Source organism: Umezawaea sp. NPDC059074 (assembly GCF_042738955.1).
Taxonomy (GTDB): domain Bacteria; phylum Actinomycetota; class Actinomycetes; order Mycobacteriales; family Pseudonocardiaceae; genus Umezawaea.
Genome location: NZ_JBHYHC010000026.1, coordinates 41,581 through 57,148 on the forward strand (window position 1 = coordinate 41,581; position 15,568 = coordinate 57,148).

Annotated in this window: 18 protein-coding genes; 5 read left to right on the forward strand and 13 right to left on the reverse strand. The window is 67.2% G+C overall.

Annotated features, from left to right (window positions below; genetic code table 11):
- Window positions 1–5: 5 nt before the first annotated feature.
- From ACFWW9_RS14675 to ACFWW9_RS14720, 10 genes are all read right to left on the reverse strand, one after another.
- Entirely contained in the window at window positions 6–206 is a 201-nt protein-coding gene (locus ACFWW9_RS14675; protein WP_390376544.1) for a hypothetical protein, read from the reverse strand.
- Between the two features lie 23 nt (window positions 207–229).
- On the reverse strand, window positions 230–1,120 hold the full coding sequence (locus tag ACFWW9_RS14680) for a type II secretion system F family protein (protein ID WP_390376546.1): 891 nt from the start codon (window positions 1,118–1,120) through the stop codon (window positions 230–232).
- Complete coding sequence (locus ACFWW9_RS14685) at window positions 1,117–1,845, reverse strand: type II secretion system F family protein (RefSeq protein ID WP_390376549.1); 729 nt, start codon at window positions 1,843–1,845, stop codon at window positions 1,117–1,119. The genes ACFWW9_RS14680 and ACFWW9_RS14685 overlap by 4 nt, the downstream gene beginning before the upstream one ends.
- Before the next feature lie 167 nt (window positions 1,846–2,012).
- Entirely contained in the window at window positions 2,013–3,242 is a 1,230-nt protein-coding gene (locus tag ACFWW9_RS14690) for a CpaF family protein (protein ID WP_390376552.1), read from the reverse strand.
- A 173-nt stretch (window positions 3,243–3,415) separates the two neighbouring features.
- Window positions 3,416–4,222: a chromosome partitioning protein gene (locus ACFWW9_RS14695; RefSeq protein WP_390376555.1), complete on the reverse strand. Its 807-nt coding sequence runs from the start codon at window positions 4,220–4,222 to the stop codon at window positions 3,416–3,418.
- A complete protein-coding gene (locus tag ACFWW9_RS14700) occupies window positions 4,222–4,923 on the reverse strand; it encodes an SAF domain-containing protein (RefSeq protein WP_390376558.1) in 702 nt (233 codons plus the stop codon). Before ACFWW9_RS14700 ends, ACFWW9_RS14695 begins: the two co-directional genes overlap by 1 nt.
- Window positions 4,924–5,028: 105 nt before the next feature.
- Complete coding sequence (locus tag ACFWW9_RS14705; RefSeq protein WP_390376561.1) at window positions 5,029–5,886, reverse strand: hypothetical protein; 858 nt, start codon at window positions 5,884–5,886, stop codon at window positions 5,029–5,031.
- Window positions 5,880–6,461 (reverse strand): hypothetical protein, encoded by a 582-nt coding sequence (locus tag ACFWW9_RS14710; protein ID WP_390376564.1) that lies wholly within the window; start codon window positions 6,459–6,461, stop codon window positions 5,880–5,882. Before ACFWW9_RS14710 ends, ACFWW9_RS14705 begins: the two co-directional genes overlap by 7 nt.
- Window positions 6,455–6,994: a hypothetical protein gene (locus ACFWW9_RS14715; protein ID WP_390376566.1), complete on the reverse strand. Its 540-nt coding sequence runs from the start codon at window positions 6,992–6,994 to the stop codon at window positions 6,455–6,457. The genes ACFWW9_RS14710 and ACFWW9_RS14715 overlap by 7 nt, the downstream gene beginning before the upstream one ends.
- A 27-nt stretch (window positions 6,995–7,021) precedes the next feature.
- Window positions 7,022–7,522, reverse strand: coding sequence for a prepilin peptidase (locus tag ACFWW9_RS14720; protein ID WP_390376569.1), 501 nt, complete (start codon window positions 7,520–7,522; stop codon window positions 7,022–7,024).
- A 276-nt stretch (window positions 7,523–7,798) separates the two neighbouring features.
- On the opposite strand from ACFWW9_RS14720, the gene ACFWW9_RS14725 reads away from it, so the two are divergent.
- From ACFWW9_RS14725 to ACFWW9_RS14735, 3 genes are all read left to right on the forward strand, one after another.
- Complete coding sequence (locus ACFWW9_RS14725) at window positions 7,799–10,216, forward strand: tetratricopeptide repeat protein (RefSeq protein WP_390376700.1); 2,418 nt, start codon at window positions 7,799–7,801, stop codon at window positions 10,214–10,216.
- 24 nt (window positions 10,217–10,240) lie between these two features.
- Window positions 10,241–11,527 carry an FAD-binding protein gene (locus ACFWW9_RS14730; RefSeq protein WP_390376572.1) on the forward strand — a complete coding sequence of 429 codons (1,287 nt, stop codon included), beginning with the start codon at window positions 10,241–10,243 and terminating at the stop codon, window positions 11,525–11,527.
- Between the two features lie 120 nt (window positions 11,528–11,647).
- Window positions 11,648–12,019: a DUF6355 family natural product biosynthesis protein gene (locus tag ACFWW9_RS14735; RefSeq protein WP_390376575.1), complete on the forward strand. Its 372-nt coding sequence runs from the start codon at window positions 11,648–11,650 to the stop codon at window positions 12,017–12,019.
- Between the two features lie 47 nt (window positions 12,020–12,066).
- Here ACFWW9_RS14735 and ACFWW9_RS14740 read toward each other — a convergent pair whose 3' ends face one another.
- The 3 genes from ACFWW9_RS14740 to ACFWW9_RS14750 form a co-directional block, all read right to left on the reverse strand.
- Window positions 12,067–12,921 (reverse strand): helix-turn-helix domain-containing protein, encoded by an 855-nt coding sequence (locus ACFWW9_RS14740; RefSeq protein WP_390376578.1) that lies wholly within the window; start codon window positions 12,919–12,921, stop codon window positions 12,067–12,069.
- Between the two features lie 476 nt (window positions 12,922–13,397).
- Window positions 13,398–13,739 (reverse strand): hypothetical protein, encoded by a 342-nt coding sequence (locus ACFWW9_RS14745; RefSeq protein WP_390376581.1) that lies wholly within the window; start codon window positions 13,737–13,739, stop codon window positions 13,398–13,400.
- Window positions 13,736–14,128 carry a zinc finger protein gene (locus tag ACFWW9_RS14750; protein WP_390376703.1) on the reverse strand — a complete coding sequence of 131 codons (393 nt, stop codon included), beginning with the start codon at window positions 14,126–14,128 and terminating at the stop codon, window positions 13,736–13,738. Before ACFWW9_RS14750 ends, ACFWW9_RS14745 begins: the two co-directional genes overlap by 4 nt.
- A 260-nt stretch (window positions 14,129–14,388) precedes the next feature.
- Here ACFWW9_RS14750 and ACFWW9_RS14755 point away from each other — a divergent pair, with 260 nt between their 5' ends.
- Together ACFWW9_RS14755 and ACFWW9_RS14760 are read left to right on the forward strand one after the other, a co-directional pair.
- Window positions 14,389–15,246 carry a helix-turn-helix domain-containing protein gene (locus tag ACFWW9_RS14755; RefSeq protein ID WP_390376584.1) on the forward strand — a complete coding sequence of 286 codons (858 nt, stop codon included), beginning with the start codon at window positions 14,389–14,391 and terminating at the stop codon, window positions 15,244–15,246.
- 22 nt (window positions 15,247–15,268) lie between these two features.
- Complete coding sequence (locus tag ACFWW9_RS14760) at window positions 15,269–15,472, forward strand: DUF397 domain-containing protein (protein WP_390376588.1); 204 nt, start codon at window positions 15,269–15,271, stop codon at window positions 15,470–15,472.
- The last annotated feature ends 96 nt before the right edge of the window (window positions 15,473–15,568 follow it).

A 15,568-nucleotide genomic window follows, 5' to 3' on the forward strand; every position in this document is an offset into this window, starting at 1 on the left:
ACCACCTACAGGTTGATGCCGTTCGCCTTCTCGGTCACCTTGACGACGATGATCGCGATCACGGCGATCGCAAGCCCAGCCAGCAACGCGGTCACCACCACGGCCTCGGTGGAGTAGCCGCCTTCGTCACGGCTCAGGCGTCGCAGCTCTGCGCGGATTCGAGCGATGAAGACCTCTGCTTGAACGAACATCGTCTTGTCCTCCATCTGTTGTGGACGGTCGCAAGGGTTCAGAGGCCGCCGAGAACTTGGGCGAGCGCGGGAAACCCGATGAAGACCAGGAACCCGCCGAACAGCACCACCACGGGAAGGCTCATGCGCTCGGTCGCTGACTGCGCTTCACCTTCGGCGTCGGTGAGTTCCAGCGTGCGCAGTGCAGTTGCCTTGGCGGCGAGACTGGCGCGGAGGCGAGCGCCTTCCGTTCCGGCCAGGCTGAGCGAGGCCGCGAGTTCGGCGAGCTGGGTGATGCCGAGTTCACCGCCGAGCCGTCCCAGGGTCGACCAGGGGGTCGTCCGCGTGACTTGAGCGGTGAGCAGAGCTTGTCGAATCCGGGAGAACGCCCAGCCCTGCCCAACGCCGACAGCGTCCGAAAGGGCTCCGTCGACCCCGGCTCCTCCGGCGAGCAGCACGCGGATCAGGTTGAGGTAGGCGGAGAGCGCGTGCCGGAAGACAGCACGCCTCCTTGCCGCTTGGCGCCGCACCTTCAAGTCCGGCAGAACGAACCCGAGCGCGCCCAGGGCGACGCTGGAGGCGGCCGGAACCTGCCAGGCAAGTCCCGCATCGATCAGCACCAGCATGAACTCGACCGAAACCGGCAAGAGGATCCCTGCCAGGGCGAAGGTCGCCTTCTCCGCCAAGTGCCGAGAGATCGCGGTCCCCGTCACGGCGAGATCGTCAAGCAGCCTGCTGCTGGGGAGACCCAGTGCTTGCAGCGGCTTCACGAAGGGACCGCCGATCGCGAGAGGCCATCCGGTCTCGGGTGCGACGATCCGCGTGGTCTCGGAGACGGTGGTCAACCGGTCGACCATGGCGCTGAGCGGAGGCCGCGGTGGAAAGGCCCACATCGCCACCATCCACAGGCCGACGCCGAGCCCTGCACCGCACAGCGCAACACCGGTCATGACCGTGCTCCTTCGCCAACCGACAACTCGTCGACGTCGGCCAGATCGGGCCTGATTGCGGCCAGTTCGGTGAGGAACCTGTCCGGCGGGTCAAGCCGCGCGATCCTGTGCAGGCAGACGAAGGCGACAGCGAACAACGACCCGACCAGCAGCAGGACGAGCTGGCCCGCCGAGGTGTCATACGGCGCGAGATAGTCACGGTTGAGCAGGACCAAGCCCGCGGCGAAGGCCAACGTCGTGATCACGATGACTCGCACGCTGGTCTTGGTTCGAGCTCGTCCGGCTTCAACCCGCATGCGCATAGCCGCCTGTTCGCGCGCCTCGGCCGCCAACTCCCCGAGCAACTCCGCCAGCTGCCTGGCCTGGTGCTCGGCGGCGAGCACGAGCGCGGCGATCACCAGGTCGGCGGTGGGGTCGCTCAGCCGGTCCGCGAGGACACGGAGCGAGGACGCGAGTCGCTCGCCGCGTTCGAGACGGGCGGCGAGCTCGACGACCTCCTCCCGAATGGCGGCCGGAGCCATTGGAGCCGTGGCCAGGACCGCCTGTTCCAAGCCGGCCGCGGCGACCAAGGTGTCGCGCAGCATCTCGGTCCACGAGGCGATCGCCTCGATTCGTCCCAGCTGACGCTTGTGGTCGACGTTGGCACCGACGGTTCGCGGTAGCCCGACAACGGCCGCGGCGGCCAGGACCGCACTGATCGCCCAGCCGGTGACGACTCCGATCACCAAGCCCGCGATACCGCCGACGGCCAGGAGAACGACCTGCTTGCGCTCAAGTCGAACGCTCCGACGTGATCGTGACGCAGGTCGCCTGGTCCGACGGAGTCCGGCCACGACGAGCAGAATTCCCGTGGCCAACCCAGCACCCAACAGCCCGAGCACGGAGTTGGTGATCAAGGTGCCCACCACCCGTCACGCCGGTCGGCGAGTTCCGGGTCGTAGCCCGCGTCCACGAGCAACTCGGCGGTCCCGGTGCGCAGCGGCGCACCCGGCACCGCGCGCCGGTCAGGGCCTGGCCGCCAGACCTCGTTGCTGACGACCTGGGAGCCCTCGGCATCCACGACTTCGCGGATCGAGGAGACCACCCGTCGCCCGTCCTCGCCGCGGGGCTTGTCGAGGTGCACCACGAAGTGCAGGGCGTTGGCGACCAGGATGTTCGTCGCTTCGACCGGGAGCCGCTCGGGACCCTGCACGGCGTAGGCGGCGAGCTTGGTGAACGCCCCACGGCTGGAGCTGCTGTGCAGCGTGCCCATCGAGCCGTCGTTGCCCATCGACATGACGTTGGTCAACGGGATCACCTCGGGGCCGCGGACCTCGCCGACGATGACGCGTTCCGGGGACATGCGCAGCGACTGCCACACGAGGTCGGACAAGGAGATTCGCCCTTGACCCTCGACGTTCGGCTCGCGGGCTTGGAGCGCGACCACATCCGGGTGCGCTGCGGGGTCCTCGCCCAGGCCGAGCTCGTAGACGTCCTCGATGGTGACCAACCGCTCCCACGGCGGAATCGCGGAAGCGAGGGCACGCAGCATCGTGGTCTTGCCGATCGCGGTTCCGCCGGTGACCAGGATGTTGCGCTTGGCGCGCACCAGCGACGCCAGGAAGTTCTCCAAGGCGAGGTCGACCGTGCCGCGCTCACGGAGTTCGGCGAGGGTGGCTCGCGCGAACCGGTGGCGGCGGATGGAGACGGAAGGTCGTGCCGCGACGGCCATGATCGCGGACACGCGTTCGCCACCGGGCAGCTGGAAGTTGACGATGGGTGATCCGCGGTCGAAGCGGCGTTCTTCCAGACCGCTCCGAGCGGCGAGGTCCCGGATGAGGTCGACGAGCTCTGCGTCCGATCCCACCACTGGAGCGACGCGGGCCCGACGTCCGTCCGCGTACTTGACGAAGACCCTGTCGCCGTTGATGTTCACGTTCTCGATCAAGGGATCCGCCAGCAGCGGCTCCAGGCCGGCGAGACCGAAGACCTCGTCCAGGACGGCCGCGATCACCCGGTGCTCGACGTCAGCCGGGACCACCATCCCGCCCGCCGCGGTGTTGTGGAGCTCGGTCTGGGCGTGTGCCTCCGCAGCGTCCTGCAGGATCGATTCGGCCAGCCGATGACGTTGTTCCGAGGTCATCGGGGCGCTTCCAGCGCTTTCGTCCGCCTTGATGCGGTCGCCGAGCCGCGTGGACAGCTCATCCCGGAGCCGTTGGCGAAGGCGATCGACTGCCGCAGCGTGCCCCGCAGGGCGGTGGGGCAGCTCAGTGAGACCGGAAAGGTTCTGAAGAATTGCCGTGCCGTTGTTCGAGGTCATGACGTCCCGCCGTTCCGGATCGCTGCGGCAAGCGGTTGGCTCGTGAACCGAGCCGGCGGCACGCGTGAGCTTCTGGTCGGATCGGCGTACCGGTGGGCGTGGACGTTCGCCGCGATCTTCGCTGCCGCACGTCCCACCGCTGATCGGCTCGGCCCGTGTCGCCGGTTGCCTCGGCCTCCGAGTACCGCGGCGCCCTTGTCGTCACGGGGGACGCGGCCGAGCACCGGGATGCCGAGAACGCGGGAAACCTCGGCGTCTGAGTACCCATCGCCGACCAAGACGAGGCACGGCCTGCGCGACCACGTTTGAGCGATGTGGAGCTTGAGAGCCACGTGAGCCAGCTCGTCGTCGTGCGGCCGGACGAGCAGGAGCATCGTGTCCGCGCTGCGGATGATCGGCAGTGCGGGCGAGTCGGGATCGACGCGGCCGCAGTCGGCGATGACCGTTGTGCCCGCTCGGCTCGCCGCGCTGCGCAGAGGCGAAGGGGTGTAGGCGGCCAGCACGGAGAGCGCGGCGCGCGACTGCTCCGCGCCTGCGGGACCGAGCACGACCCGCAGGTCGGAGGAGAGCCGTTGCACGTGCTGTCCAAGCAGATCCGGATCTCCACCGTGACCGCGGGCAGCCGCGGCGAGGCTGACCAAACCCGGCGACTCGGCGAGGCGGAATCGTGCGGCGAGGTCTCCGCCGGAGGGGTCGGCCTCGACGACGATGGGGCTTTCCTGCGTGGGCCAACGCGCCCCGAGCGCTGTGGCGAACGTGGTCGTCCCCGGTGAACCCTTGAGCGAGCAGACGGTTACGAGCATCAGCGTCCACCCCCCGAAATGCTCACGACGCTGAGTTGCCCAGCCGGAGCCGACGCCAGCGCTCGGGCGTCAGGCTCGGGGAGTTGGAGCGTCAGGACCGTGGTCTGCTCGGCCTCACGGTCGGCGATCGCGGCCACGACCGCGGTCCACGATGGGGCTTGTCCGCTTGAGGCGCCGGTTGTCTGGGGTGCGGCCGCGAGCACGGCCACCGTGGTGCCGAGGGTCAGGTCTGGCGGGAACTGGCCGGGCTTCAGACCCACCGCAGCCATCGCTTGGCCCCTGGCGGGGATCCGAGTCGCGCCGAGGACCGAGCGCGTCACCAGCGAGCCGGCGGGCATGCTGAACGCCGCTGGTTGGCCGATGATCGTCGACATCGCGGATGCGTGGACCAGCTCCAGCGTGGAGTCGGCGGACAAGCTGACCTGCTTGAGGTCTTGCAGCGTCAAGATCTGACCGACTGCTACCGGGTGCGCGAGCACCAGTACGTCCTCTCGGTCGCCGAGGTGTGCGCCGGCGAGTACTCCGCCGGCGGCGCACGCCGCGATCAACAGGATCCCGAGCAGCAGGAGGGGAACCTTCCGTCGGCTTCTGCCGCTGAAGCGCGAGAAGTTCTTCGCCGCCTGCTCGCGGCCCGCCCAAGCGCCTGGCAGCGCTCGGTCCTTGGCCGTCGAATGAGGTGTGGTGGGAGCCGAAGCGATCATGATCAGCCTCCTTCTGGCACGACGCCATCGCGACGCGTCGGCCAAGCGGTCGACGCACCTTGGGGTTCGATTCGAAAACTCGCCTTCAGCGGCGAGGGGGACCGGTCAGCCGCTCGCGATGGCTTGGACCTCGGCCACACGGAACGACGTCGAGGTCGACATCGCCATGTTCGGGAACGTCCCGGTTTGACCTGCTCCCGACCAGTTCACGGTCCAGCTCACCGTCGCGGTCACGGGGAAGGCGTCCTCGGGCTGGCCGGAAGACGAGGTGCGGAAGGTGTAGCCGCAGTCCGGCGACTCCGCCGCAGGGTCGCCGCCTGTCGGGAAGGCCGAGCCCGCTGTCTCGCAGACGAGCGAACCGCCGTCCCCCATGGACCAGGTGACCGAGGTGGGCGTTGCCACCGCGGTGACCGAAACCCCTGGCACGCCTGCGGTCGCGGTCACCTGCTGCCAACCGCCTTCGAGCCAGAGCCAGGTCGGCAGGTTCACCAACTGCTCGTTCGACGGGCTGGCCGCGATCACGACCTCGGGCAGGCGCAACCTGTTTCGTGCCATCTGCGCTACCTGGGCGGGTGTCAGCGTCGGCGTGGCCTCGGCACCCTTCGCGATCCACACAGGCCCATGGGAGTCCGGGTCCTTGCCGTCGGGCGAGCACAGCACCATGAACCAGCCACCTTCGCCTGCGGGTTGCTGTCCAGCGGGATCCTTGTAGTCGACCGGCACGTTGCGGCAATCCGGCCCGTCGGAAGCGACGTGGTCTCCACCTGGCACGGTGCCCGCGGAGTTGTGTCCCGGCGACTCCACCCCGTTGTGGCCGATCACCCCTGCGCCGAGCTCGCAGCCGGGACGCGGGAGCTGCCCGCAGGCGACGTCTCCCCAGATGTCGTCGGCCCGTGCCGGGGCATCGCCCGCGAGCGCGACGACGACCGTCAACGAGGCCAGAAAACACACCGGCTTCAACATGAGCCCAGCCCTCCCACCGCGAAGCGGGTGACCCGCCATGAGCCGTCGGGCTGCTTCTTGACCTCCGCGGTGATCGTGCGGCGCCCGCCGGGGCTGTCGTTGAGCAGCCGGTCTGTGCCCTTGAGGTACTTCAACGAGTTCGTGCTGTCGCCGCAGTCGGCGACCATGACCACGGAAGGCGATTCCACGGGATCCGTGCTGGAGACACGAGGAGCGTTCAACGGACGCCCTCTCGTCACGACCCCGCCGAGGTTGTCGGTGTACAGGCTCCTGGTGATCACGGACAGGGCGTCGCCGGTCGCGAACGACGAGAGCGCCGGTGACTGCCAGTCCGAGGTCTCCCCCGCCGATGCCATCTCCCGCCACATGCCGAGGTAGGTCTCGATCGCCTGCTCGCCCGCTGCTCGCGCTGGGTCTGGTGCCGGTGTGGACGCCTCTGGGGTGGTGGAGGCGTCCACACCGGTCTTGGGGCCCGCCTCGGCGGGCTGGCTGGTGGGTTCGGCGGTGCACGCGGCAGCGGTCGAGAGGAGAAGGGCGATCGCGACCAGCCGTGTGGAGCCTTGGCGCTTCAGCACGTCCCGACCTCCCCCACGGCGAACTGGGTGACGCGCCAGGTCTTGTCGGCTTGGTGCTCGACCTGGGCCGTGACCGACCGCCTACCGTTGTCGATCTCCTCGGCGAGCTCGCCGTCGATCCGGTACTTCGCGACGCTCGTCCGGTCGCTGCAGTCGAAGATCCCGATCACGGAAGGCCGGAGCGCGGAATCCACGGAGAAGACCTCCGGATCGCTCGCTGGCATCCCCCTCGTGAAGATCCCGTTGGCGCGGTCGGTTCCCACGGCCCTGGTGAGCGTCTCCAGCGCTTCATCTGTCGCGTACTGGGCGATGGCGGACAAGTCGCGGTCCGAAGTCGTGGCGGCCCTGGCGGCTTCCTCCCACATGCCGACGTAGGCGCCGATCGCGTTCCTCTTGGCAGCGACGTTCATGTCGGGCGGGGCGGGCGTGCCGCAGGCGGTCAGCACCATCATGACGAAGCTGATCGCCATGCCCTTGCCGCGCATCAGGTCCTGTTCCAGGGCCCGGTCGTCGGTCTTGATCGGAAAGCACATTTCAACCCCCTGGTTGGTGCGGAGGAGCTAGGAGAGGAGGAGCGCGAAGAGCGCGCCGCCGACGATGGCCGGGCCCATGGCGAACTGGTCGTGCGCGGCGATGCGTCTGCACGCCAGCAAGAGGGTCGCGGCGGCAGCGGCCAGCACGAACGACATCAAGACACCCACGAAGACCTCGTGCCAACCGATCCACCCGAGGTACAAGCCGACGGTGCCGAAGAGCGTGACGTCGCCACCCCCGAGTCCCGGCGAGAAACCGACCGCCAGCGCCAAGGCCAGGAAGCCGACCACGATCGACGCCAGCACCGCCCGCACGAGTGGCGCGAAGTCGGCCTGTCCGGCGGAGGCCAAGCCCAGCAGGACGACACCACCGAGGTAAGCGGCTCCGACGACGCTGCGCGGCAGCAATCGGCATTCCCAGTCGATTAACGTGAGCACGATTCCGATCTGCACGAGCCAGCACAACGCGGGAAGCGCTTCGGAATCGGTGAATCGGATGGCCATCACCACGGATGACGCACTCGCCACGACCGAAATGGTGACGATTCGCCAAACCTGGTGCGATCCCCTGTCCGACAACCAGCACCCGACTCGAGAGTGACTCGTCCGCACGTCATCTATCACATTCACCAAGACCGGCCCAGCCGCTATCCCAAGGATTCCCCATACCGTGTAAACAGGCACAACAACCTCCTCTGACATGGGGTGACACTGGGTCAACACAGGCTTGCCAGTCAGGTGACCATTCACCCGAACAGGGCTTCGTCCACGTGAATCGCCAGACGAGTCCTGATGAACCGGCATATGCTCGACCTCTCGTACCGGCGGAGTGGACAGCAACTGATCTCAACTACGAGTGTCGGGATCGACTGGGGGATTGAACAGGGGGACGGTGTATTCGCTTTGAGCCGAATAACGAATAACGACAAAAACTCGGCAACCTCGGTCGTCGGGTCCGAAGTACGCGCGTTGCGCAACGCCGCAGGCCTCTCGCTCGCCGACCTGGCGAAGCTCTGCCACTTCAGCGTCGGGCACATCTCCAACGTGGAGCACGGCACCAAACCGGCCTCCATGGACTTCGCGCGGGCGTGCGACGAGGCGTTGGAGACCGGCGGGAAGCTGGTCGGTTTGCTCGCCGCCCAACTCCAGCGCGCTCAGCCACAGGGCGTGAAGCCCGCGCAACTTCCACCGCTGCGACGGCTCGTGGGACGGGTCGAGTTGATGCGGACGCTGCAGGCCACCCTGGACCGCGATCGGCTCGACCTCGTCAACTCGACGACCGCTCAACTCATCGCGCTGGACGGCCCGGCCGGAGTCGGCAAGACCACGATCGCGGTCGGCTTGGCCCACCTGGTCAAGAACCGCTTCCCCGACGGGGTCCTGTTCGTCGACCTGCGCGGCTACGCCCCCGGCGATCGCCCGATCGACACGAACGACGTCCTGGAGGACTTCCTGCGCGTGCTCGGAGTCCGGACGTCGGACATCCCGTCGACGCCGGATCGCCGGTCGGCCATGTTGCGCTCGGTCCTTGCCGGGGCTCGACTGCTGCTCGTGCTGGACAACGCGGCCAACATCGAGCAGGTCCGTCCTCTCATCCCCGCCGCGGCCGGGTGTGCCGTCATCGTGACCAGCCGACGGAGGTTGTCCGGTCTGGCGGTCTACGACGGCGCGCACCACATGACGGTCGAGCCGTTCAAGGACAACGAGTCGCTCGCTCTTCTTCGCGATGTCATCGGTGCCGAGCGGGTCAACGCGGAGCCGGAGGCCGCGGAACGGATAGTCGCCTTCTGCAGCGGCCTGCCCATCGCCCTTCGGGTCGCTGCCGAGCGCATCGCCGGACACAGGCACCTGACCTTGACGGCGTTGGCCGACGAGTTGGCGGACGTAGACCGACGTCTGGACGCCCTTTCGCCGCACGACGCGAACGAGGCGGTCCGTGCGGTGTTCTCCTGGTCCGTCCGTGCCCTCAATCCCCAGGCCGCCCGCCTGTTCACGCTGCTGAGCCTTCACCCCGGCAAGCACTTCGGTGTCGAAGCGGCTGCCGCGCTTGCAGGAAGCGACCTCGTGGAGACGGCCCGCCTGCTCGACGTCCTGTGCAGCGGCCACCTCTTGGAAGAGGACTCCTTGCGGCGCTACCACTTCCACGACCTGCTGCGGGCTTACGCGGCGGAGCGAGTAGCGGTGGACGAGCCCTCGACCGAGGTGTCGAAGTCCGTGAGCCGCATGCTGTGCTGGTACCAGCTCGCCGCTCAGACGGCGAGCGCGGTCATGTCGCCTCAACGCCCACAGGAGCCCCTGGACCACTGCGAGGACATCGCCCACCTCCGGCCGGTGTTCGGCTCGGCGGCCGACGCCCGCCGGTGGAGCGAAGTCGAGCTGCGCAACGTGGCGAGCGCGGCCATGCGTGCCGCCGAGTTGGACGTCCAAGAGGTCGCGCTGGGCCTGCCCGTGGTGCTCGCCGACTTCCTGTACTGGCGCAAGCCCTGGACGGCGTGGATGCGTCCGCTGGCGGCCTGCCTCGCGGTGGCGCACAGGGTCGGTGATCTGGCGGCCCAGGCGTGGATTCTGAACAACCTGGGCAACGCCCACCTCGATCAGCGGCGGATCGAGGACGCCTCGACCTGCTACGCGGAGGCCCTCGACCTCCGTCGGCGGACCAACGACGCCCGCGGGCAGCTGTGGAGCCACATCGGGCTCGGCCGCGCGCTCCAAGCCTGCGGACAGGACGAGCCCGCGGCGCTCCACTACGTGCAGGCCCAACGCATCAGCGCCGAGCTGAACGACCGCTGGGCGTGGGCGATCACCACCACGTACATCGGCGACACCCACCGCGCCCGAGGGCAGCACGCGAACGCGCTGCACGAGCTGGAACAAGGTGTCGCGTTGCTGCACGAGCTCGGCGACCAAGTGGCCGAGAGCTGTGCGCTGGACAAGATCGCCGACGTTCACCGCGACCGCGGCGACTGGGCGGCTGCCCTGGAGTATCTGAACCGCGCCTTGGCCTTCAGCTCCAGCACGGACGACCAGTGGGGCAGGGCCAGGACACTGCAGAAGCTGGGTCACGTCCACCTGGAACTCGGCGATCAGCGGTCTGCTCGGTCCACGTGGAAGGAGGCGCTCCAGCACTTCGAAGAACTAGGCGATTGGCGAGCCCTCGACGTCCAAGCGGACCTCGACGCCCTGGATCTCACAGCCGCGGGCACCCCTCGGCGAGCAGGATGACCAACGACATGACCAGGAGAGTCCGTGGCCAAATCCGCACCCGTCCGGCACGCCACCTACTTCGACCCGTCGGACAGGCGGTTCACCGCCGAGGCGAGATCCGGCTTCATCCCGTTGCCTCCTCTGGACGGCCAGGTCGCCATCCACGACGAGGCGTTGGCGGCGGCGAGTGACGACTTCGGCCACCTCGTGCACCACAGGCCCCTCGCGGTCCTCCAGCCCGGCTCGGCCGCGGACCTCGTCGCCTTCTCGAGTTTCAGCTCCGAGCTGGCCATCCCCCTGGTTCCCCGTGGCCAGGGACACTCCACCGCAGGCCAAGCACAGACCGCCGACGGCGTCGTGGTGGACATGAGCCTGCTCCAGGAAGTCCACGACATCGGTGCCGACCACGTCGTGGTCGACGCCGGCGCGCGGTGGAGCCAGGTGCTCGACGCGACACTCCCCCACGGCCTCACCCCGCCAGTGCTCACCGACTACCTCGAACTCTCCGTGGGCGGCACCCTGTCGGTCGGCGGCATCGGCGGAGCCAGCCACCATCACGGCGCGCAAACCGACAACGTGCTGGCGCTCGACGTCATCACCCCCGACGGCGACCCGCGGACCTGTTACCCCGGCTCGGAGCTGTTCTCCTCGGTGCTGGCAGGTCGAGGACGCCACGGCGTGATCGTCCGCGCGAGACTGCGCCTGATCCCGGCACCGCAGCAGACACGCACCTATCGGCTCAGCTACACCGACCTCGCAGACTTCCTGGCCGACCAACGACTGCTCATGGCCGAACGCCGGGTCGACCACCTGGTAGGCCAGGTGAAGCTCGACCAGGACACCGGCTGGAGCTACGTCACCTACGCGACGACCTACGACAAGTCGAATGCCGGATCGCTGCTGACAGGGCTGACAAACCAGCACCCCGACGTCCAGGAGGACCGTGACTACCCGACCTTCCTGCACCAGATGGCCGATGACGTCGCGCTGCTGGAAAGCCTCGGGCTCTGGAGTCACAGCCACCCGTGGCTGAACCTGATCGTGCCGGACCACGCCGTCGAGGACTTCGTGAGCCGCACGCTCGAGACGACCACCGAGCAGGAGCTGGGAGACGCGGCCGTCATCCTCCTGTATCCCCTACCCACCACCACGTTCACGGCACCCAAGCTGAAGATGCCGACCTCGACGACCGCCTTCCTCTTCGCCCTGCTGCGCACCGCACCCCAGCACGAACACGACATCCTCGACCACATGGCCGGCCGCAACCGCGAACTGACCCGCCTGCTCGTCCAGCAAGGCGGCGTCAGCTACCTGGAAGCTCTGCGGTGATGCCGATCCCTATTCTTCTATTTTCGAATAGCAAGGAAAGGTAGCCGACCGAAAACCGAAATGGGAATCTTCGAACACGACCGGACGCACAATGCGACCGAACGTTCACGAAGGAAACCCATGGGAAACACCGGAATCACGGTTCGACGCGCACTCACCGGCCTGACGGCGCTACTCGCCCTCGCGTCCGCCACCGCCGAACCAGCATCGGCCCAGGTCAGCACGGACGGCACGTGCGGGTTCTACTTCACCAACCCCGACCACGAGCGAGCAACCGCGAGGTACTACCACTGCGGGAACTCGTTCATCCTCATCCAAGTCGACTGGAACACCGGCTGGCGCGAGCGGCGATGTGTTCCGCCGTGGTATTCGATGCCGTTCTACGCCGACGGCCCTCACCACGTGGTCAACGCCTACTACATCCCGAACGCCCCGGACCTGATCGAGGACAGTGAGCACCGAATCTGCAGGACAGCCCAACCCCAGGGGTAGCCGATCACCGCACCGGCCGCCCGGCAGGGCGGCCGGTGGGCACCCGGTCACCGACTTGCGTTGTCGTAGACGTCGGCCCAGTGCCGAAGCGCGTCCCGAGAAGCGTCTTCTCCGAGCGCCACCTCGTCCAGCAGGTCGAACTTCTCCTGGACAGCGCTGACCGCCTGTTCCTGCTCGGTGAACACCACCGCGGATTCGGTCTCCAGGCAGGCGAGCGACTTCAACGGCTCGACGAACGTCATGAGCACGCCGGGACGACGCAGGGCAGACCTTGCTCCCGCGGACGAGGGCACGATCCGCAACCGGACGTTCTCCCGGTCACCCTGGAAGTTCAGGTGCATCAACTGGTCGTGCATCACCGTCTCGTTCCCCACGACCAGCCGCAACGCGATCTCGTGGATGAAGACGGTGACCTCGGGGCCCACGGAGCCGTCGAGAACCTGACGGCTTTCGAAGTGCGGCCCCACTGCCGGTTCGATCTGGTCGCCCACCTCGGCAACACCGCCTGCCAGCCCCAGTGCGTAGTTCTCGGTCTGCAGCAACGACGGGATGGCCAGCGGCTCGTAGCAGGCGATCTTCAACGCCAGGTCTTCATGGACACGCCAGCACAACAGTTCCTCGGGCCGTCGACCGACGTGGTCACGAACCAACCAGTCGTCATCTTGCCTTTGGGCCAGCTTCCGGAGCCGCTCCCGGATGCTCTTGTCGGTGCCGTAGGCGCCGAGCAGGGTGCCGACGTCCCACTCGTCCGTGCCGCGCCAACCACGTTCGAGCTTGCTGAGCTTGGCCTTGGACCACCCCAGGCTGTTGGCGACGGTGGTTGTACCCATCTCAGCCCGCAACCGCTCCTGCCGGAGTTCGGCACCGAGTTCCCTTGCGGCTGCACCGATCGGGCGGCGCACGACGGACTCCTCGAGACTCGACATGATCGACAGATCCCTTTCTTCGACACAGCGACGAAAGCGAGGTCGGCGGGAGGGAGAGTCCCGCCGACCTCAGTGCTCCTGACGAGCTGCGCTCAGCGCGATCCGCACGTCGTTCGACGTGGGCGCTCGAACCGGACGCGAGCGGCAAGCACGCAGGAGTGGCATACAAGGACCGAAGTCGTTGGAGGTGCACAACGACGTCGGCAGGAGTCAGGACTCCCCCACCAAGCCACCAACTGCCCGCAGAGCCTCGACATGACGACGTGCCACGTCCGCGAACTGCAGAACACAGGGAATGTGAGTGGGAGCCACGTCAACCACTTGGTCGAGCTCAGTGATCAGGAAGACTTCTCCGCACAGCGCCTCTACCAACGTCAACTCAAGCTGGCCCACAGCAAAGGCATGGACATACCAGTCCCGAGTGGACAAACGAAGTGCTGGCGCATCAGGCATCACGATGATCGCCGGGTACGCGCGCGATGCCTGGACGGCCGAATTGGCTTCTCGTCGTACTTCATCATTGACAACTGAAGCTCCAGCAGCACATGACACGGCACAGCAATGCGACGCCACCACCGCCCGGCCACGCACTGAACACACTGCCCGTTCTCATCGGGCCGGTGCTGGAGAACAAGCGCCCGAAGCCCAGCAACCAGGCGAGGCACTTCCGTCCGCGCCAACGACGCAGCGGCATCCGAGTCGCCGTTGACCGCGACGTCGCACATCTCCACCAAGCGGCTCAGAACGTTCTCCTGGAGCGCACCGAACACCACGTGATTCTGAGTGGTCGTCACGGCCGACTCCCCGACCTTGCGACCTGAGAGGTCTTCCGACGAGCGGATCCACCCTCGATTTCCTGCCGCGGGAACAAGGGAATGCCCTCGAACCGCCGCCAAGCGGCGTCACAGGCAGCACAGGTCGGCCAACACCACTGGACGTTGGACGAGCAGCCACGCGGGACTGTGAGCGGCACACCGCACAGCGTCTTGCCGACGTCGCCGGCGACCAGTTCACACCGGATGGCATGTCGGCTCCCCGTGAGCGGCAACCACCGAAACGGTCGAGACCCCATCACGAGTCCCCTGCCCCGACACGCGAACGACCGGCTTTCCGCCTCCAGAGGCCGATCCCGTACGACGCGATCGACGCCAGCGCTCCCCCGGCGAGAACCACGACTATCCATGCCGACCCGTTCACGGCACACCTCCTGACGATGGCGACGACGGGGCGGTTCGAGGCACGACCGCACCTCGAACCGCCCGACCCGTTGCCGCGCTTGAACCTGTGGGGGCGAGGCCACGAGCCATCGGACAACATCCCACCCGACAGGCGAAATACTACGGGACGAAATTTCGTCCCGAAATCGTTCGTTAGGATGAACCCCCTGAGCACAGCCTGAAACCGTCCATCACACTTGGTCACCACGTACGGCTTGGAGGATGGATGAGCGACGACGACCAGCGGCCACCGTTCCTGCGGAAGGTCCTGGGCAACAAGCTCCGAGCGCTGCGGAAAGCAGCGGACGTTTCGCCCGCGACGGTCGCCACCGAGGTGGGCATCTCCGTGGCGACGCTCAGCAAGATCGAAACCGGCAAGCAAGCAGTCAAGCCTGCCTACGTGAAGCTGATGTGCCCGCTCTACGGAGTCGACGCCGATGAGCAGCGCAAGCTCGTTCGCATGGCCGAGGACTCCGGCAAACCGGGACAGCTCAGCCGCTACAGCACGATCCTCCGCGGCGACTTCGTCGACTACCACGAGATGGAACGCCAGGCCGAGACGATCCTCGCCCACGAACCCAGCTTGATCTTCGGTCCGTTCCAGGTCCCGGCCTATGTGCGTGCACTCCGACTCGCCGCGAAACCGGACTGCAGCGAGGACGACCTGGCGCGGTCCGTCGAACTGCGCCAGCACAGGCTGGATGACTTGACCGGATCGCGCTCCCCAGCGGTAAGCGTCGTGCTCGACGAAGCCGCTCTCGTTCGAGAAGTCGGCGGACCGGACGTCATGCGCGAGCAGTTCGCCCAGCTCATCGAACTGGCCAAGCTGCCGAACGTCGACCTCCGCATCGTCCCGCTGAGCGCCGGCGCTTACGCGGCCCAAGGTGCCGAGTTCGTCCTGCTTCGCGTACCACCGGAGCCGATGCAGGAACTCGTGTTCCTCGAAAACGACATGATCGCCTCGTACCTCGACCGCCCGCACGAGATCGCTCGGTACAAGGCCATGTTCGAGCAGGCACAGCTCGTCGCTCGCGACCCCGCAGAGTCCTCACCCCTGCTGGATAGGCTGAGGACGAACCTGTGAAGGCGAGCGGAAGGGGTGTGGGATGAGAGCCGACCCGCGCCAGGCGAGTTGGAAGAAGAGCAGCTACTCGAACGGGCAGAACGGAGCATGCGCTGAAGTCGCTTTCGCCGGGCCCGGCGCCTGGGTGAGGGATTCCAAGAACCCCACGGGTCACGCCATCGGTGTCGACGTCGTCAAGTTCACCGAGTTCGTCAGTGCGATCAAGGCAGGCCGCTTCGACCTGTGAGATCTCGACGGCCTATGCGGCGCGGTTGTCGATGGCGATGAACCGGTAGCAACGATCTCGCCATCGCACGACCTTGACCGCTCGGAGCAAGGTCTT